This window comes from Gimesia panareensis, from assembly GCF_007748155.1.
Classification (GTDB): Bacteria; Planctomycetota; Planctomycetia; order Planctomycetales; family Planctomycetaceae; genus Gimesia; species Gimesia panareensis.
Window position 1 is genome coordinate 6409606 of sequence record NZ_CP037421.1, and the last position, 20133, is coordinate 6429738.

Annotated in this window: 13 protein-coding genes and 1 pseudogene; 10 read left to right on the forward strand and 4 right to left on the reverse strand. The window is 52.8% G+C overall.

Annotated features, from left to right (window positions below; translation table 11 throughout):
- On the reverse strand, nt 1-1275 hold the full coding sequence (locus Enr10x_RS24030; RefSeq protein ID WP_197996209.1) for a YkgJ family cysteine cluster protein: 1275 nt from the start codon (nt 1273-1275) through the stop codon (nt 1-3).
- A gap of 368 nt (nt 1276-1643) precedes the next feature.
- Between Enr10x_RS24030 and Enr10x_RS24035 the strand changes: the two genes are divergently transcribed.
- Nucleotides 1644-3080: a hypothetical protein gene (locus tag Enr10x_RS24035; protein WP_145113723.1), complete on the forward strand. Its 1437-nt coding sequence runs from the start codon at nt 1644-1646 to the stop codon at nt 3078-3080.
- 312 nt (nt 3081-3392) lie between these two features.
- Nucleotides 3393-4628, forward strand: a complete 1236-nt coding sequence (locus Enr10x_RS24040) for an aminotransferase class V-fold PLP-dependent enzyme (RefSeq protein WP_145113725.1) — start codon at nt 3393-3395, stop codon at nt 4626-4628.
- A 95-nt stretch (nt 4629-4723) separates the two neighbouring features.
- On the opposite strand, the gene Enr10x_RS24045 is transcribed toward Enr10x_RS24040, so the two are convergent.
- Entirely contained in the window at nt 4724-4921 is a 198-nt protein-coding gene (locus Enr10x_RS24045; RefSeq protein ID WP_145113727.1) for a cold-shock protein, read from the reverse strand.
- A 334-nt stretch (nt 4922-5255) separates the two neighbouring features.
- Here Enr10x_RS24045 and Enr10x_RS24050 point away from each other — a divergent pair, with 334 nt between their 5' ends.
- The 5 genes and pseudogenes from Enr10x_RS24050 to mntR all read left to right on the forward strand — a co-directional run.
- Nucleotides 5256-6548, forward strand: a complete 1293-nt coding sequence (locus Enr10x_RS24050) for a hypothetical protein (RefSeq protein ID WP_145451606.1) — start codon at nt 5256-5258, stop codon at nt 6546-6548.
- A gap of 199 nt (nt 6549-6747) precedes the next feature.
- Nucleotides 6748-7335 carry an REP-associated tyrosine transposase gene (locus tag Enr10x_RS24055; RefSeq protein ID WP_145113731.1) on the forward strand — a complete coding sequence of 196 codons (588 nt, stop codon included), beginning with the start codon at nt 6748-6750 and terminating at the stop codon, nt 7333-7335.
- A 198-nt stretch (nt 7336-7533) separates the two neighbouring features.
- Nucleotides 7534-8733, forward strand: a complete 1200-nt coding sequence (locus Enr10x_RS24060) for a leucine-rich repeat domain-containing protein (RefSeq protein ID WP_145451607.1) — start codon at nt 7534-7536, stop codon at nt 8731-8733.
- A gap of 1148 nt (nt 8734-9881) precedes the next feature.
- The gene (locus tag Enr10x_RS24065) at nt 9882-10997 is read left to right on the forward strand and encodes an alpha/beta hydrolase family protein (RefSeq protein WP_145451608.1); all 1116 of its coding nucleotides are present in this window, start codon (nt 9882-9884) and stop codon (nt 10995-10997) included.
- A gap of 177 nt (nt 10998-11174) precedes the next feature.
- Nucleotides 11175-11603 (forward strand): annotated as a pseudogene (gene mntR, locus Enr10x_RS24070) (manganese-binding transcriptional regulator MntR); the annotation flags it as partial.
- A gap of 14 nt (nt 11604-11617) precedes the next feature.
- Here mntR and Enr10x_RS24075 read toward each other — a convergent pair.
- The gene (locus tag Enr10x_RS24075) at nt 11618-14155 is read right to left on the reverse strand and encodes a hypothetical protein (RefSeq protein WP_145451609.1); all 2538 of its coding nucleotides are present in this window, start codon (nt 14153-14155) and stop codon (nt 11618-11620) included.
- A gap of 283 nt (nt 14156-14438) precedes the next feature.
- Between Enr10x_RS24075 and Enr10x_RS24080 the strand changes: the two genes are divergently transcribed.
- From Enr10x_RS24080 to Enr10x_RS24090, 3 genes are all read left to right on the forward strand, one after another.
- Nucleotides 14439-15914 carry a sulfatase gene (locus tag Enr10x_RS24080; protein WP_145113742.1) on the forward strand — a complete coding sequence of 492 codons (1476 nt, stop codon included), beginning with the start codon at nt 14439-14441 and terminating at the stop codon, nt 15912-15914.
- Between the two features lie 100 nt (nt 15915-16014).
- Nucleotides 16015-16971 carry an amidohydrolase family protein gene (locus Enr10x_RS24085; protein WP_145113743.1) on the forward strand — a complete coding sequence of 319 codons (957 nt, stop codon included), beginning with the start codon at nt 16015-16017 and terminating at the stop codon, nt 16969-16971.
- Nucleotides 16972-17258: 287 nt separating this feature from the next.
- Nucleotides 17259-18668, forward strand: coding sequence for a DUF1501 domain-containing protein (locus Enr10x_RS24090; protein WP_145451610.1), 1410 nt, complete (start codon nt 17259-17261; stop codon nt 18666-18668).
- Nucleotides 18669-18676: 8 nt separating this feature from the next.
- On the opposite strand, the gene Enr10x_RS24095 is transcribed toward Enr10x_RS24090, so the two are convergent.
- Nucleotides 18677-20110, reverse strand: coding sequence for a sulfatase (locus Enr10x_RS24095; protein ID WP_145451611.1), 1434 nt, complete (start codon nt 20108-20110; stop codon nt 18677-18679).
- Nucleotides 20111-20133: the final 23 nt, after the last annotated feature.

Consider the following 20133-nt stretch of genomic DNA (forward strand, 5'->3'; position numbering starts at 1 on the left):
TCACTGACCATACCAGCTGATCAGTTTTTTGAGATCCCCGGAACGTGATAACGTTTTGACTCGACTGCGAAAATGGGGCATGCCAAACACGGGTGAATAACCATGATGATGATCGGCAATCGTCATCGCCTCATTCACATCCTCTGCCGTTAACGCAGTCCTCCCTTCCCCAGCCGCGATCCAGCGGGCAATCCACAAAATCGACGGAAACATCAGCGTCAGATGATAGAAACCTTCTACAAACGGGATGTCGTAATAGGCGGCTCCCAGAAAATGCAGCCCCTGAATTTTGACGCGAAAGTAGCGGGAGAATAATTTTTCGCTTTCTTCGGGCAGTGGCCCAAACGGCTCTTCCAGTGCTGCGAAAGGGACACTCTTGAACCGCTCCTGCAGAGGGGGAACCTCTCCTTTGCCCCTGGTAAATTTTAACGCCGACATCAACAGAGACATCCTTCTGCCCAGTCCTTTGGCTGCCTCCGCATGAGTATCTTTCCGCGCATATTGGGCCGCCAGCAGTCGGAATTGTATTCCCCCCAGTCTGCCGGGAGGGGTGCGGGGCAGTTCCAGATCGGGGGGGAGCTCCTGATCGACCGCCTGGGTAATCAGTTCCAGAAACTCTGTAAAACGCTCTCCCTGAATGATGGAAAACCGGGATTGCTCAATCAGTTCCATCCAGCCCAGTGCCCGGATCAGACTGGTTTGCACCGGGATCTCTTTATCGGCAAAGAAGCGGCTTAACGCGGTCACCGCTTTCAAGGTGTCTGGCCAGCCGACCGATTCCCGTGCGGTTAACTTTGGTGCGGGGGGCGTTTGATACCGTTTGGGAAGCACCTGGTTGGCGATCTTGCGGATCGCTGCTTCCTGTCGATCGACCCGTTCCCCCAGGTTCGAAACGACCGAAGGACAACTGAACCGCAGACTGACGGCGACATCGTTGCCCGCCGGATGAAAGGCATACGGATAGACCTGACAGGCCAGCGGCTTGGCCGGCTCCCCGAATTTGGCATGAATGCGACACAGCCCCTGTTCATTCAGAAAGATACAGGAGCCGTCCTCCTGGTGTGCCAGGCGGTACCGCTGGCTGGCAGGCGTGAGCCCCATTTTCACAATCACCGGTTTGCCTCCCGGGATCGAGTCATCTTCCTCCCAGCGCTGTTTTTCAATCCGCTCTTTTTCTTCCAGCGTGATTTCGATCTGATGCTGTTTGCAGCAGCCACCACAATTATGGCAGTTCCAGTTCTGGATGGTGGGGAGTTTTAATTGAGGTGAGGGCATGGAGAATCTTTGAGACAGATACATTTTAGAGGTAAAACGGCAATGTTTATTGTAAAGATTACAAAAAGGAAACGCAAAGTCAGACCAGGGCCCCATTTTCTTGCCAACTTTTGCAGACGGACCTTGAGAATCGCAGTTTCGCTATAGACACATAATCAAGATTCCCTAAAATCCCGCACGCTTGCTGGAGAATCAGGTCATTTCTGTTCGCGTCTTTCCGCAGAGACCGATCACATCAATCCCCGCTGTATGTGAAACAGAGATGCCCGAAACCTGAGGTTCCACGAGTACCCCGTCCATAAGTTTTTCCCTTCCTGCAGATCTTCAATCTCATCCGGGAAATCATTTGGAACAATAAGGACCCAATCATGTCGAGACGATTTCTAATCACTGCCAGCTGGTGCGCTCTGTTATGTTGCGCTGCTTCCGGCTGTTATCCCCACCATCAGTACCCCTATGGTGGAACTTATCCCGGTCCCTATGGCGCCCCCGGTCCTTATCAACAGATGCCTCCCGGAACGGTCGTGCCTGAAGGCTCCATCCCTCCCGGGAATTATCCGATTCAGCCTGAACTGGGACAGCCCGTTCCCCCTCCGCAGGGTGCGCTTCCCTCGAATGGTTCTCAGGCCCTGAATAATTCCTATCCCGGCAATACCAACTATGATGGCGTTGATACCCAGTGGAAACAGCCGCTCAACAGCCCCTCTGGTTCGGATATGAATGCGCCCTTCGATGCCAACTCAACCGCATCCGGTCGGAATACCAATCCCAGTGGCGGCTTCAGCAGCCCCTCGGACAGCCAACCGGTTCCCAGCTACCAGGATCCCAACCGGATCCCATCGAGTAATCCACCGGTTGATAACACATTTCCGCAGAACAGTTCTCAACCTCCCCAGAGCGATCCCTTCCCGGCTGAGGCCAACGATCAGTTCCAGAGCAATAAGAACCCCCAGCCTGTGGGGAACAACACTCAGATGAACGATCAGTTCGGTTCCAGCAGCAATGATCAGTTCCCCGGAAATGAGCCCCAGCAGTTCCCCGAGGCGAACAATCAGTTCCAGGAGAACAGCGACAGCGGCTTCAGTGTTCCTTCACCGGTGCAGCAGCAGAGTTTTGAAAGCGGCGCGGACACATTCGAAGCGAATCCCAAAAAATTCAACGCCAACCAGAGTGTCCCCGATGATACTTTCAATCAGAATTCCGTCGACAGCAGCCAGGAATTTCAGCCGCCGGTCCAAAGCTTTCCCGGGAATGAGAACACCTTCCCTGAAAACCAGAACAACAGTTTCCCTGGCAATCAGGACAACCCGTTCCCCGGTAATAGTAATGACGACACCTTCGGGCCGAACAGCAGTTCAACGATGAGACCCTCTCAGGGCAAGGTCAGTCATGCTGACCATCAGATGCCTGTTTCCGGTCCGCAGCTGGTTCGCTCTGAACAGTTCATGACTCCCGCTAAATTCCAGCCGGCTTCGTTTGAATTTCCTTCAGAAGGGGGTGCTTCCCCAGCGAAGGGACAGGCTCCCTCACCGTTTAGCTACGATCGCCAGAGCTACCGCTGGTTGCGGGGCATTGTAGAATTCGATGAGCAGGAAAAAAGCTGGAACATCACCTACAACGCGACCCCCGATCGAACGGATAAATTCGGTGGCAACATCGTACTGCTCGACCAGGGAAAACTGAACCGGTTTAAAAACGGTGATGTGGTCCTCATCGATGGTCACATTGATGGCTCCCGACAGGATCGTATGGGGAAACCCTGCTATTTAGTCACCAAAGCGCAGCGACTCGTTCCCAAAAAGTAAGCGACCTCTGGTTCAGATCATACACATTCTCCCCTCGGCAGTCAGTCAAGGTGCAGCTGGTATGAACCTCCCGCGGGCATTCAGGACCTGCCGGAAAAACCTCTGATCAGTACCAGGTCAACAGGCTGCCCTGAACACATTACGTCTGGAATGTGTCCCTCTGATGGTCCTGCTAAAGCAGAACTGTCGTCCTGACCAGAACACGGTCCCGGTAGCTGCTTTGCTGCGACAGCCTTTTCATTACGGGGTTTCCTGTTAGAATTCCTGTTACATCGCCGCTGTTCTATTAACTTCTACCAGACATAAACAATCATGGTCGCCAATCTCTCAGCCATCCGAAACGATTTTCCCATCCTGCAGCGTTCACTCCCCAATGGAAAACCGCTGGTTTATCTGGACAGTGGTGCCTCAGCGCAACGTCCCCAGGTGGTGATTGATAAAATTTCGGAAGTCTACGAACAATATTATTCCAACGTGCATCGCGGCGTACACCAGCTGGGCGACCGTGTGACGACAGAAATGGAATCCGCCCGCAGCCGCATTCAGAATTTCATTGGAGCCGAACACCCGGAAGAAGTGATCTTCACTTCCGGCACAACGATGTCGATCAATCTCGTGGCCCAGGCCTGGGGCAGACATTACCTCAAAGCAGGCGATGAGATCATCCTGAATGAAATGGAACACCACGCGAATTTCGTTCCCTGGCAGGTCGTGGCACAGGAGCAGGGGGCAGTGCTGAAGTTCATTCAACTCACTCCGGATGGACGACTGGACCTCGAACACTACCAAAGCCTGCTCTCTGCCAAAACCAGAATGGTTTCCGTCACGGGTATGTCGAATGTTCTGGGGACGATCAATCCGGTCGAAGAGATGGCCCGACTGGCTCACGAAGCGGGCGCACTGTTCTTTGTCGATGGCGCCCAGAGTGTGCCCCACCTGCCTGTGAACGTGGTCGAAAGTGAAATCGATTTCCTGGCGTTTTCAGGGCACAAGATTTTCGGTCCCTCGGGGATCGGCGTGCTTTATGGACGCCAGGCACTGCTGGAAAATCTGCCCCCGTTTCTGTTTGGGGGTAACATGATTTCCGAAGTGCATCTGGACGAATCAAAGTGGGCTCGCCTGCCGGCCCGTTTCGAAGCGGGAACTCCCGCCATCACCCAGGCAATCGCGTTAGGCACCGCCATCGATTATGTCACCGAACTCGGCTTCGATGCGATTGAAGCGCAGGAGCATCACCTCAGCCAGTATGCCCTGGAGAAACTGCTGGCCGTTCCCGACCTGGAAATTTACGGTCCCCAGGAACTCGCAGAGCGCGGTGCCATTTTCAGTTTCAATATTGCAGGTGCACATCCTGAAGATCTGGCGACGCTGCTGGACCGCAGGGGAATCGCGGTGCGGCACGGGCATCACTGCACGATGCCTCTGCATCAGCACCTGAAGATTCCTGCCAGCGTGCGTGCCAGTCTATGCTTCTATAACACGACGGAAGATATCGACGCGCTGATCGAGGCGATCGACTTTGCCCGTCAGCGGTTGCGGCTCGCTTAAACATTCACGCACCGCGTATCAGACTGACCCATGTGCGCAAAAAAACAGCCGACGTGGTTGCGCCGGCTGTCGTGTTTCCTGATGTCCTGACCGAACTAGATCGGTTTGACATTCTCTGCCCGTGGTCCTTTTTCTCCCATGCCTTCCGTGTAGGAGACGCGTTGTCCCTCGTAGAGTTCTTCAAATGACACACCTTCCAGGTTGGAGAGATGGAAGAACAGGTCCTTGCCATTTCCCGTGTCGATAAATCCAAACCCCTTTGACGTCACCTTCTTGATTGTACCTTCAGCCATCGTATTTCAGCTTCCTTCTTAAATAAAACTGCGGCCCCTGCCAAAACAACTGGTCAGATTCTTCTGCCGCAGTTATCGATTCTACCCCGGGTGTCTGATAAAAACCAGCAGACTGAACAGGATTATCCCATATCATAAAAAAAATAAAACCGGTCCCCATCCGCCCCGGAATCCAGTTTGAGTCGTCGATCTCTCCACTGAGCAGACTGAAATTGGTCGATTTCCGATCATTTCACGACATCACTACTTGACAGCTGTACCTGGCTGGCACACCATTAATAAAATAACCAGTTCAGGATGTCACTTCTTATCTCAAATCAGAAAGCGAGCACTCATGATGGTTCCTCGCCCTGTATCCGTTCTTGCCCACACCTTTGTGCTGGCATTATCCCTGTTTCTCTGTGGGCATCCGGCTGCAGCACAAAAACGCGCAACCCGCTTCAGCGCCAAGCCTTCAAACACAGTCGAAGCGGCTGCACTTGAGTTCGCGCTTTCCGCAGATGAACTGAATGAACTGATCGGCAAGAAAGCCAATGTGCTGACCTCCAACGGCAAAGAAGAATCGAACGTCGAAATCACCCGGTTCTACACCGGGCGGGACGAAAGCCAGATCAAGTCCATGGAGGTCAAAGCAGAAAACGCCACCCGCGGTAAGCGTCTGTTTGCCCCCCGCCTGGTTGAGATGAAAGTCGACGACAAAACCTACCAGTTTCAGTACCTGCCCTCGCTCAAATCAGCGGCGGTCGAAGACCTGACCAGAAAAAATGCCGCCATCTCCGAAAAACTGCGGTCGTCCAATGAAGAGTTCTGGGAAGAAATCCCCGAAGATGAACAACTCAAATATGTGGACGAATACAAAGAGTTTCTGAAAAAGGTCGGCCAGCACTTTGCCGGCTTTAACATGCAGCTTTACGAAACGAAATACTTTCTGTTTTATACCGACATGCCCGCGAAGCAGGTCGCACCGTACCTGGTCAAACTCGACAAAATGAATGAAATGCTCGGGCAGTCGTTCGGGTTCAAACCGGGGCACAACATCTGGCGCGGCAAAGCAGTCGTGGTGGCCTTCCTGGCCAAGCAGGCCTTTCTGGAATTCGAACAGGAATTCTATAAACGTACCGAAACCGGTAACGCGATCGGCCTCTGTCATTCGCATGGAAACGGCAAGGTCATCGTCTCCTGTTACCGGGGCAACGACCCCAACTTCTTCGCTGCGGTCCTCGTGCACGAAACAGCGCACGGTTACATCCACCGCTACAAGTCGACGGTCCCGATCCCGACCTGGATCAATGAAGGCATCGCCGACTGGATCGCGATGATGGTTGTCCCCAGTTCGAAAGAGGTCCGCTTCCGCCAGACCGAAGCCGCCGCCCGCCTGAGACAGACACACACTTTCGGCGGACAGTTCTTCAACAACGATCGCCTCGACGGCTGGCAGTACGGTTCCGCGAGTGCCATCATCCAGCTGATGCTCAAAGCCAGTCCAGAACAGTTCAAACTCTTCTTCAATGGCATCAAGGAAGGCCTCACCTGGCAGGACAGCCTGCAGCGGGCCTACGGCTTGACCGTCGAGCAGCTCTCTCAGGTCTACGGCCAGACGATTGGTATTCCGCGGTTGACGCCGTGAGAGCAGATGTGGCAAGGGAAGCTGCTGTGGAAAGTGCAACAGGAATAACCATCGAATGTTTATTAGAAGTCGTGTGCCTTTAGAAGTCGTGTGCCTTTAGAAGTCGTGTGCCTTTAGAAGTCGTGTGCCATTAGATGTCGTGTGCCACTGTCGGCTTGTCCGACAGTGATTACAAGAAACCTACTCCGTCGGAAATGAGATGCACACTCACCGAAAACAAATCAAGCATTTTCACGAGCCTGGTGATTGTCACGAACTGACATTTTCCTGCCATCAAAGGAAACCACTGCTAACAAACCCGGTCTGGAAAAAGATGTTATGCCATTCCATAGACCAGGCTTTGATTCGATATCAATTTCATCTGATTGCATTTGTAATTATGCCTGAGCACGTGCATTTACTCGTCTATCCGACTGCTCACGACTGTAAAATCGATGGATTTCTTGCTGCCATCAAACGTCCGTTTTCATACCGGATAAAGCAGCTTCTTACGAAACAACAAGCCCCACTATTAACTGAGTTAACCATCAGGACCAGACCTGGAAAATCGGCTTTTCGATTCTGGTTAGAGGGCCCTGGATTTGATCGTAATTTCTTTTCAAAGAAAGCAGTCGAATCGGCAGTAAATTATATTCATCTTAATCCAGTGAAGCGAAAACTATCGTCAGAAAGCAGAGAGTGGAAATGGTCTAGTGCTCGCTGGTATGAAAGTAACGGTGAATTCATTGATCCCGATCTCCCGACAATACACGGACTTCCCTGGGGATTCTTTCTTCAAACACATTAAACCGGAAGAATCAAATATTTATTCTCCAATCACTGTCGGGCAAGCCGACAGTGGCACACAATGAGTAAACAAGCTGATTCCTCCCTGCAGTGTTTTAGTCTGAATGGCGATCGTTTTTTGAACGATTAATCAATACCTTCTCCCCTGTTGAAGATATCCTGGTTCATAAGACCGCAGAACTGCCACCGGAAACAGGTCATGTTGAATCAACACACAACGAAAGCCTCCCGCAGCAACAGCAACAGCCATACCACATGGTCCAGGTTCAACTTTCGTTTTCTGTTGACTCTGTTACTGCTGGCGATTCTGATTTGCCTGACTCCCTTTTTAGTGAGTCGCTGGCGTTCGAAAGTACTGGTGGATTCGATCCGCAGTCATGGCGGAAGAGTTTTATTCAGCCACGGATATTGTCCCAATGGCTACTGTCTGGCCTGGTATCCGGAACTGGAACCGTTTACTGAAACCATCAGCTACATCTTGATTCCCAGCGAAGGAAAGTTTCAGGTCACCGACGAATTCATCGAGTCCTTCGGCCAGCAGCCTTTTTTAATGGAGCTCACTCTGGGAGATGAAGAGACCCCCACCACACTGACAGACCAGAGTCTTGACTCGATTATCCATTTTCCACTCAAAATTCTCCATATTTCAGGCGGTTCCATTACTGATGCCGGACTGAATCAATTAAAAGACTGTTCGTCACTCTTTTTGATCGTATTGAAAGATCAGAAAATTACCGGAGAGCTGTTTGATTGTGCCCCTTCAGAATTCCCCCAGTTAACGGGGCTGACCCTGAGTGGTTCGCCTGTCACCGACAAAGGCCTGATGAAACTATCCGCACTTCACAGACTGGAGCATATCGATCTCAGCAGAACGCGAGTCACCGGCCAGGGACTGCGGCACTTATCCCTGTTCAAAAAACTCACCGCTCTCACCATTAATCAAATGAATTTTTCCCCTGAGGAAATGAAATCTGTATCCGAACTGGAACTGCTTGATAGCTTGTATATGAGTGGAAACAACTACCATGACCAGCATGTTGCACAGGTGGCGCGCCTGGAGCTGCTTACCGATTTACAGCTGGACGACACGCGCGTCACCGATGCGGGATTGATCCCGTTGACAAATCTCAAACACCTGGAGCATCTCTTTCTGAATAACACAGAGATTACTGATGCAGGGATCAAACATCTGATTGACTGCCCCAGCCTGAGGGAACTGGAGTTGTCAAATACGAAAATCACTGCCAAGGTATTGGAGAGCCTGCGACAGATGCCCCAACTCAAAGTGGTCTATGCCTACGATACACAATTATCAACTGGTGACTACTACACTCTTAAGGAAGACGGATTTGTGGTCCATATCAAACGGGAGCCCCGGGGGATTGAATGTTCTTTCTAAGGGCAGCATGGTTTTGTATCGGAATTCTGTCCGGATACTGTTCCTGTTCTTTGGCAGGTAGTGATGCAGGTTCAGCTCGCTGGCGACGCGCCGATCGCTAGAATGGGATCGCTTCTGTTTTGAATCGAATGCAAGTCAGGGATGGTCTGCGGAAATCGAACGGGGGCCCTGACAGTTTCCTGTTGTCTGCACCACCCCGAATTGCATTCGGGGACACCCTTTGATTTTGATTGATCTGATCGCATGGGGCGGGCAACCACGCAGGGTTGCCCCTTGTATCATTCGCGAGGATAAGATTGCGTTGCCTGTACTCTTTTCTGAGCGGCAAGGCGCTAGCCGCCGGTAATTTTTAGCCACGCTGGAGATATCACCGGTGGCTAGCGCCATTCCGCTCAGGAGGCGGTTGGTGTTTTTTGATTGATCTGCTTTCCTCTGTTATGCGGGATCTTGTGACAGAACGTGTGATTCATGGATTTAAGCGGGACTTATGCGGTAATAAACGGTAATAAGTGGTAAAAGTTGACCAGAAACGGAGTGCATCGATGAGCAGTTGTTTTTCAAATCGTGCTGAAACCAGAGGGTTTTATGGTGTGTTTGTGTCATCGGTTCTGATTGTTCCCGTAAAAAAACTCGTTGCTCGCGCGCGACGCATAACCAGGCATTCTGGTCAGACGCAGGTGCGAGTCCAGTCCAGTTTATTCAGTAGTCAGGGAGGATTTGTGAAGTGGGAAATGATCATTCCAAAAGCACTGTCGGGCAAGCCGATCAATGGCACACAGACCGTTTCGATGAGAAGGAGAATTAAAGAACCGTTCGTTTTATTTTTCTGTCAGTTTCCTGCTTGCGGTGCTCGCCCCGTTAGAGCATCAGCACTGTTGGGCAAGCCAACAGTGGCACACGCAGTGAATGAGAGAAGAGTGAATTTGAAGTGGGAAATGTTCAGACCCGCTGCACTGTCGGGAAATCCGAGAGAAGCTTGCCCATGATCAGTGGGATTGTACTGCTTCCTGTTTCCGGTCTGATTCTGATCAGCCTGCCCCCGATAGACGAAGGGCATCCCGCCGGTTAGAATCAGAAGAACCAACCCGCTGACTGTTTCGGCTGATTCTCCCTTGATTCGACAACATCCCCTGAAAGGACCGCGTGTCATGAAAGCAGCGTCCACCCTGATTCTCTTGTTTAGTCTCCTTCCCACTTTGGCTTGTGCACAATCTGATTCTAAAAAGCCCGATTACTTCAATCAGAATGTTGCCGACTCCAATCCGCTCCGCAATGAACAGGCGCGTGAGCTGGATGCCTACATTCAGAAGATGGCGGCTGACCAGAGCCGGTTCAAGAAACTGTTTCAGCCCGACTTTGCTTCACCAGAGGCGTTTGCAAAATCTGCGGAACCCTACCGGGCCGCGTTCAATGAGAGCATCGGCTATCCACCGCCGGGCAAGCGGCCCGATAAGCCGGCCACCTATAAACAGATTGGTGAAGACAGCATCGGCGTCTACTACCGGGCAATGTTCCCGATTCTGCCGGGCGTCCATTCCGAGGGCATCTTTATTCTCCCGAAATCGCTGAAAGGCAAAGCCCCGCTGATCATCTCCATGCACGGGGGCGGGGGATCGCCGGAAGTGGCTTTGTTCAACGGCGGTGCCAATTATCATGACATGGTCCGCGGGGCGGTCAAGCGGGGGTATATTGTCTATGCACCACAGCATCTGTTCCGTGCGGATGAATTTCCCAAAGACATCCGCCGCCAGATTGACGACCGGATGCGGCTCATCGGTACCAGCATCACTGCCGTCGAAATCGCCAAGATCACCTACGCCATCGATGAACTCATCAAACGCCCGGAAGTCGATGCCAGCCGGATCGGCATGGTTGGTCTCTCCTACGGCGGCTATTACGCCCTGGTCACTCCAGCCGTCGATCCACGGATCAAGGTTTCGGTCTGCAGCTGTTATTACGGCGTGCAGGAGGGACGCTATGCAGAAGACGAACTTTCGGTCCCCAGCGATTTCCGTTTCATGGATCGGATGACACTGTTCAACGACGCCGACCTGGTGGCATTGATCTGCCCGCGTGCATTTCAGATTCAGGCTGGTTCAAAAGATCGTGCTTCACACCGCGAGATGGGCAAACAACTGGCGCCCCGCGCGAAAGCTTACTATGAACAGCTCAATCTGAAAGACCGCTTCGAGCATGTGATCTTTGAAGGGGGGCACGAATTCGATGATGCCTCGGCCTGGGCCTTTGTGGAAAAACATCTGTAGTTCATCCGCTTCAAGACAGATAGCCCCTGCAAATACAGTCCAGTATTGCCGTAGTATGATGCCGATGTTGCTGTTTTACTTGAGCTGAATTACCGTGAAGATTCTCGCGTCTGACAGACTGTTAAATCAGGATTGTTGCCGTTAAGATAGGGTTCCACATCTTCAGAACCCCAAAGGCAAGACAGGATGGCCAAAAAACAGAAACCGAAGAATCAGCACGAGCGCACGCGTGTGGATCATGCCACGGAAAAAGCCGAGGATTATGTGGAGGCTATCGCTGACGTGATCGAAGAGCAGGGAGTCTGCCGGGTCAAGGATCTGGCGGAGCACTTCGCTGTCAGCCATGTGACCGTTAACCGGACCGTGAGTCGCCTGCAGCGGGACGGGTATGTCACGACGGAACCTTACAGTCCCGTTGAGCTGACGAGCAAAGGGACGAAGCTCGCGAAGGACTCAAAGCATCGCCACGATATCGTGTTCAGTTTTCTGGTGGCGCTGGGTGTCAGTGAAGAGACCGCAGCCACCGACACCGAAGGCATTGAGCACCACGTCAGCCCCGAAACGCTGAAGCTGATGGAAAAATTCATTGCCCAGTCACAGAGCTGACCAGCCTGCTGGATTTATTTTTCCGTTGACGCCGGATCGGGTAATGCCTCGGTGTTGAGAACGCACTGATAAAACTTCTGGCGTTTCAGCAGCCGCTCTAGTGCGGGAAGGTTCATTTCCCCTTTCGTCTGGAACGTGATCTCCTTTTTTGCTTCATCGATCTGGATACTCTTCAGATCGATCCAGGCAAATCCGTCTAACGCGGTACGTGCACTGCGGGCGACGTTCTGTTTGCCGGCATACAGTCCGTATTGAATGGTCACCTTCAGGTGCTTGCCTTCCGCCTGCTTGCCGGAGGAACCGGTAGCCATTCCCGCCCCGGCCCCAGCAACGATACCAATCCCGCGCGGGTGGGCGTTACCCTTCCCCTGGGGAGGGTCGGTTTTGACATACGTGGCATCGATTTTGTTATTCCCCAGCGATTCAGTGATCATACGGATTTCACTCTGCTCATTGCCGCCAATCCGGATTTTGATATTGAAGGTTCCCTGATCAAAGTCCATCTGGAGTGAGTTGGGAATGTAGCGATCTAACCTGTATGCTAAAACCCCATCCGTTTTATCCCGAATATATTCCCGATCGTTACGCGGCCCGAATTCATTTCGATTGGCGAACTGGAAATAGAGTGTCTTCTCAGAGGATTCCGGATCGTACTGCACGTCATGTACGGCGACGATCTCATCAGCGACCTTAAAACTAAAAAAGAACAGGGAATTGACCATGTTTGCCAGGTCTGCCGGCGGAGTCCGATCCATTTGAAAGGCAATCAGCAACTGGTTTGGATCCACTTCAATCGATTCCGGGATATAGCCACTGAGATGTCCCTTAAAGTGGGAGTTCATCCTCAAAGCAGCCCGGGCCAGTTCCCTCTTTAATTCATCTGGATTGAGCTCACTGGTAAGTAATCTGCCAAAAGATTCTGTTTCAGTCACCCGTAAAACAACGAGTTGTTTCGGACGCCCCGGGGTGCAAAATGGGGGGGCCGGCGGACCGGTTTTGATGGGCTGGTCTGACAGGAGCGTAACATTAAAAAAAGCATCATTGATCCGTTTAGACAGAGAGGGGCCGGGCTCGTGATCCAGTTGAAATGTCACGGTCTCATCTACAAAATTCACATCCAGCGAGCCAGGGATATATCCGGAAATGATTTTCGTCAAGGCAAACAACAGGCCGCTATAGACCCTCCCTCTGTCATGGTTATAGGATTTCCCAACGTCTAAACGAATCAGTCGCGACCTTTTAAAGCCCTGGATCTTAAAGGTCACCTGCGTCGGCTTGATTTGATCGGGAGTTCTCAACTCCCGAATGGTATTGGGGATCGGGGCCACATTCACGGGAATCGAAGGGATCTTGTTAATTCGTGAATAGAGATACGACTCTGGGTATCGAGTCAGATGGACGGTCATTTTCAGAGATTCCAGATCGACCTTCAGGGTACCGGGAATATATTCCGGAATGGACTGTGACAGGTGATGATTCAGAATCTGTGCCAGAACGCTGGCCCCGGCAGCCGGATTGGCGACAAGCTGTTTCGAGATGGATTCATCAATTCCCTTGATCTCGAAATCGACTTTGTAATCGAGATCATCACCTTCATCTTCAGGAAGCTCCAGAGCGACAACTTCGGGAGTTTCCGAAATCTGAATCTTGATCTCAGAATTGTCGTTGATGCTGTCGGACACCTGCTTCGCGATCTGGGGATCCGCCTGCAGGCTGAGGAGTTTCTTTTCCAGATCGATCTGTGTTGATCCAGACAGATAGGAAGGGATTTTCGCCAGCTGCAGTTCCAGGTCCACTGTCCTGGCAAGACTCCTTGATAAATGGTCATACGTTGATTCCAAATTCTGGCCCGCTTTGCTGATCGAGTTTGCGATCGAATCATCGAGTTTGACGATTTGATAGACCAGGAGATGCGACTCCGCTGCCTGGGCGGGTGTGAGTGACTGATTACCCGCAGCCCCCTGATCCGCCATCGGTGCGACAGGTTCCTTCGGAACCGTACTGGCAATGGCTGCCTGAGGCTTCTCCTCAGCAGCTGCAGGCTCTGTTGTGTCGGCCCTGGCCACTTCCATTTCCGCGGCAGCGGATTCTTCTTTTTCGGCCACTGCATCGTCAGACTGTTTCTCAGTCATCAGTTTCGCAGCGAGATTCTCCGAGGGCTTTTTGGAACTCGAAGATCCCGTATTTAAGGCAATCAGACCGATGCCTCCCACCACGATCACCAGGATGACCGCCAGGCCGATCCATTTCATGGAGTCTCCGGACGGTTGGGGCTTCCCCGCCGCCCTCCCTCGGGGACGGCCTGATCGTTCGCGGGGAGCCGGGCGCTCTTCGTATTCATCGTCCTCTTCCCACAAATCGTTCTCGAAATCCTGCTTCGCAGGGGCCTTCTGTAGTTTCGGTTTTGTTTTTCGGGAAGCAGACGGAGATTGGGAGATCACAAACGGCGTCTGGCATTTGGGGCAGGCGACTTTTTTCCCCAGCGCAGCTTTGGATTTTGCTTTAAATGTAGCGCCGCAGTGTGGACATTCAATCACAGTGGTCTCAGACATGAAAACAGCCTTCAATGAAATCGTTATGAGCACTCGTAAGAGTAAACTCTGGTTCACCTGCAATCAATACTGTTTAGCAGTAATCAAAACAGAATTTAACCAGGGCTTCACAGAGAGGTTTGACTCAGCTGAAACCCCTTATTGAATAAGAAAATCAAGGCGAGACTCCTCTGTCAAAATCTTCCCCTGCATTCCGGGATTCCTTACTGAAACGGGTCCGCGAGTCTGCTAGGATAAGAAGAAGTTCACACTGAATATTCATCAATCATTATGGAGAAGTTTCATGATCCACAGCCTCGGTCGATCTCTACTGTTCGCTTTCGCGTGCAGTGTTCTGTTTTTCACAATGACATCAATCGCTCCCGCAGCTGATTCCAAACCCAACGTTCTCTTTCTGATCTGCGACGATCTCAACTGCGACCTGGGCTGCTACGGACATCCACAGGTACAGTCCCCCAATATTGACAAGCTGGCCAAACGGGGAGTCCGCTTCCAGAACGCTTACTGTCAGTTCCCCCTCTGTGGTCCCAGTCGGGCTTCCTTCATGACCGGCATGTACCCTGACCAGACGCTCGTACATCGCAATGCCATCTACATTCGCGAGCACGTTCCCAATGTGAAGACCATTCCGCAGATGTTTCGCGATAACGGCTACTTCGCCACCCGGGTCGGTAAGATCTATCATTACAATGTTCCCAAGCACATCGGAACCGGCGGACACGATGATCCCTACTCGTGGAATCAGACCTTCAATCCCCGCGGCCGGGACGTGGATGATGAAGACCTGATCTTCAGCCTGACTCCCGGCAGTTTTGGAGGCACGCTCAGCTGGCTCGCTGCAGACGGGACCGACGAAGAACAGACCGACGGCATTGCCGCCGATATCGCCATCAAGCAACTCAAAAAGTTTGCGAAAAGTAAACAGCCTTTCTTCCTGGCAGTGGGTCTGTATCGGCCACATACTCCCTATGTTGCGCCCAAAGATTATTTCAAAAAATACCCCACCGATCAGATCAATGTCCCGCAGATTCCTGATGGATATCTCAATACGATTCCCAAACCGGCCCGTCAGTCGGTCACACGGAAAAAAAATCAGGTTAACCTGCCAGACAATCTGGCACGACAGGCGATTCAGGCGTATTACTCGTCGATCACTTTCGCCGATGCGCAGCTGGGAAAAATCCTGCATGCTCTGAAAGAAAGCGGACTGGAAGACAATACGATCATCGTCTTCACTTCCGATCACGGCTATCACATGGGTGAGCATGGTCACTGGCAAAAGACGACACTCTTTGAAAACGCAACACACGTTCCGCTGATCATTGCCGGTCCCGGTGTACTGGCGAAAGGGCAGACCGCGGAATCTCCCGCGGAGATGGTCGACTTCTATCCGACCCTGGCCGAGCTGTGTGAGATGAAAGCCCCCGCTTCGGCTGCCGGTGTGAGCCAGGTACCAACGCTCAAGGATGCTTCCGTGTCATCGCGTGATTCCGCTTTCACGCAATATGCGAACGGCTACAGCCTGCGGACTCCCCGTTACCGCTATACCGAATGGGGCGAAGACGGAAAACAGGGCGTCGAACTTTACGATCACACCACCGACGCTGCTGAAATGAAGAACCTGGGAACTGATCCCGCGACGGCAGAAGTCCGTGCGAAACTGGCGAAACAGTTACATAAACGGATCGAACAGGCGAACGTCCATCCCAAGGGAGTGACGCAGGTCAAATTCGAAAACAGGCGACGTGTCCCTAAATAAAAATTCATAACCGCACTTGTAATTCCTCTGTGGGTTGTTTTGAATGGAAGGTGCGCCCTATGTGAACCTTCCTTCAAACTCCCCTCAGCAGGAATTGAACATGAATCTTTCCCGACGTGCGTTTTCGAAATCTCTGTTCCTGGCCGGCCTGGGTTGTGCTGCCGGTCAATGGCCTGCCAGAAGCTCACAGGCTGCCGCCCCCAAAATCGAAGCCGGCACCGGGTTTATTGATGTTCACACTCACATCGGCACTTACACCGACCCGAAGAAGAATCTCTCGGTCGAAGGCCTGTTGCGGTGGATGGATGAGAATGAAGTCGAAAAAGCGGTCGTGCTGCCGTTGACTTCACCTGAATCAACGAAGTATCTGCAGACCACCGAATCCGCGCTCGCAGCCGGCAAAGCGTATCCCGATCGTTTGATTCCCTTCTGCTCAGTCGATCCCCGCACAACTCATGCGGGCTCTGTCCAGTCACTGGTCAGCATGATTCAGGCCTGGGTCGATCAGGGAGCCAAAGGGTTCGGCGAACACAAGGTCGGGCTCAATTTTGACGACCCGCTGATGATGCGTGTCTACGAAGCCTGTCAGGAAGTTGGTATTCCGCTGCTGTTCCATATCGATAACATCCGCGGCAAAGACGTCCCCGGTCTGAAAAGACTGGAGAATGCGCTCAAGACTTTTCCCGAATTGAACTTCATCGGCCATGGTCCCGGCTGGTGGGCTTCCATCTCTGGAGGACTCGATCAGAAATCACTGGGCGGTTATCCCAAGACCAAAGTCAAACCGGGTGGGGCGATCGACGATCTGATGAGCCGCTATCCCAACATCTATGGCGATCTCTCTGCCGGCTCGGGAGCCAACGCGATTTCCCGCGACCTCGCTTTTGGCACCGAGTTCCTGATCCGTCGCCAGGACCGGATTCTGTTCGGCACCGATTACCTCGCTCCCGGGCAGAATGTCCCACAGTTCGAGCTGTTCGAGACGCTGGTCCTTCCGGATACGGTTCGCAGTAAGATCTGCAGGGAAAACGCGATCAAGCTGCTGAAACTGTCTTGATCGCGATCCGTTTCTCCAGCAGATCGAGTTCGGATTATGACAGTTACAGCCCCGGAATGTGCACACAGGAATACGCTTTCGATGTTTCTCGAGAATAAAGGGGAATTTCGCGCTGTTCTTTCCGATCATATTTGTGTATGCTGATCATTAAATAACCTTAACATTCCTGCCAGCGCCGCTCACCACACAGGAAAAGAGATAAAAACTGCTTTTTTATTTACTGAACCGGTTTTTATCTAATCCTAAATAAATAATCGAATCCTCGATTTTGAGATGGGAGAATTCGGATGTCCCAGTCAGACTTCAGCCCGGAAAATGCCCACGGAATACACCATCAGAGTGGCAGCAGTTTCGCCAGCTTCGCCCCCGGCTCAGACCTGATTCGCAGCGGCAGCCGTCGCTGGTTCCTGCAGACAGGTATGGCAGGACTGGCCGGTCTGTCTCTTCCCGAACTGTTACGGCAGAAGGCACAAGCAGCTCCCCAGGCACAGACCAGTCAGAAGTTTCAGGCCAAGTCCGTGATTATGATCTGGCTTTCTGGTGGCCCCAGTCAGCTCGATACCTGGGATCTGAAACCGCAGGCCCCCAAGGAAATCCGCGGACCGTTTAATCCGATTCAGACCTCGGTCAGTGGTATCGAAATCTGCGAGCATCTACCCAAGCAGGCGGCAATGATGGACAAATTCGCCATCATCCGTTCCATGGATGCCACCGCCAGCAATCATACACCCACCACGTTCCAGGCAGCGAATCCCAAATCTCGGCGAACGAACGACAACCGTGATGGAGGCGGCTATCCGTCAATGGGTTCGGTCGCTGCGAAATTCCGCGGTCCCAACGTTCCCGGTATGCCGGGCTTTGTGGCACTCGCGGACAGCATGGTGTCAGACATTTATGGTGCCGGCCACCTGGGTCACCGCTATGAACCGCTGGATGGTGTCAAAGCAGCCGGCAAGTTTGGCATGCCCAATGGAGTTTCGTCATCCCGTCTGACCAGCCGCGATGAACTGCGCCGGCAGTTTGACCAGCTGCGAAAACATGCCGATCTGTCGCCCGATCTTTCCCTGCAGGATCGATACGTGCAGGAAGCGTACGACATGGTCCTCTCGGGTAATGTTGCCAAAGCCTTTGATGTGAGCAAAGAACCGCAGAAGATCCGCGACCAGTATGGAGCTCATTCCTTCGGCCGCAAATCACTGCTGGCCCGCCGCCTCGTGGAAGCCGGTGTGACGTTCATCACCATGAGCGATGCCTGGGGGCACTGGGATCACCATGGCGACGAAGTGAAATGGGGCGGGATTACCAAAGGTCTGAAACCGATGCTTCCTGTCTTCGATCACGGCATCACCACCCTCGTCAGTGATCTGGAAGAGCGCGGTCTGCTCGATTCGACACTGGTACTGGTGCTGGGTGAATTCGGCCGTGGTCCGGTCATCACGAAAACCGATGGTCGTGGCCACTGGACTCCCGTGATGTCGATGCTGGCAGCGGGTGCGGGTGTGCCCGGCGGTCAGGTGATCGGTGCGACAGACCGACGTGGCGGTGAGATCGCCGAACGACGACTGGGCCCGGGCGACCTGGGCGCCACCGTATTCAAGAAACTGGGCATCGATCCCTACGGCCACTGGATCAAACCAGGTGGACGTCCCACGCCACTGGTCGAAGGTCCTTCAGGTCCGATCGCCGAACTGGGTTAAGCGGCAGTTCATTTTCCAGGTGGAACGTCTGTCGGAAACCGTGCCTGCATGTCCTGCAGCATCTGTTTCAGTTGTGATCCGAGCTGCGCCGTCTGCTTGGGCTGGCGATCACTCAAATCGTGCTGCTCACCCGGATCACGGCGCAAATCATACAGTTCCCGCTTTCCCGATTCATAAAACTGCAGCAGCTTCCAGTCTCCCACCCGGATGGCTGAAACAGGCCGGGTCTTGCTGACCGCGAAGTCGTTGACGCCGATGGTCTCTTTGGATTTGGTGTACCCTTTTTCCGGATGGTAATACGGGAAATGCCAGGTCAGTGCCCGTGTCGGCCAGTCAGCTGACTTCCCTTCCAAGAGTGGCACCAGACTTTTGCCATCCAGGGTCAAATCAGTGCAGTTGCCTCCAGCCACTTCACAGAAGGTGGGAAAGAGATCCGTCCCGGTAACGGGTTTCGCACAGACGCTTCCCGCTTTCACATGTCCTGGCCAGCGGACCAGCAGAGGCACGCGAATCCCCGCCTCATACAGGTTCCACTTGCTTCCCCGCAGCGGACCATTGGCAGCGTACTCGGGATGACCACCATTGTCTGAAGTAAAGACAATGAGCGTAGAATCGCGTAAGCCACGCTCATCCAGTGCCTTCAGAACCTGTCCCACGTATTCATCCAGTGTCTCGATAAACGCACCATAATGCGTGCGGAGTTTGGCATTCCCGGGACCGGTTGCGGCTTTGTCCCGATACTTTTCCACCAGCCAGTCGGTCGGTGATCTGACCGGGGTATGTACGTGGAAGTAAGAGAGGTACAGAAAGAACGGCTGTTTGCGTTTCTGCTGCAGAAACTGAATCGCATTCTGTGTCACCGCATCCGGTGGGAACTCGTCTTTCTGAAAATCGTCCGGCTGCCAGTCGAATTTTTTCGCATAGGGATGGCTGCCAAACGTTTCGACGGCACTCTGAAAGCCCTGTTGTTTCGGTCCATGGGTCGGACTCCAGCCCAGATACCGTTTATAATGCTCGTTGACGTGCCACTTCCCGAAGAAGCCGGTTGCGTAATCCGCCTGCTGCAGCATCTCGCCCAGCGTGACTTCTTTCAGCGGCAGATCCTGAGTGTAGGGAGGTGGCTGCAGCTTACGGATCGGTGGCGTGACGGCAGAGGGTTTCGTGACGAACTCAAAATGCAGACGCGCAGGAGTTTTGCCTGTCAGGATCGAGGCCCGCGAAGCCGAACAGATAGGAGCCGGTGAGTAGGCGTTCGTGAACTTCATCCCCTCTTTGGCCAGTTGATCGAGATGAGGTGTCTCAGCCAGTTTGCCTCCGTAGCAGTGGAGATCCCGCCAGCCCAGATCATCGGCGAGAATGAACACGATGTTCGGCGGTGTTTCTGCAGCCGAGACGGGAAGAGAAAAGCAAACCAGGAACAGCAGAACGAGCGCGCGACGCATTGATGAACCTCGAATTCGAAGAG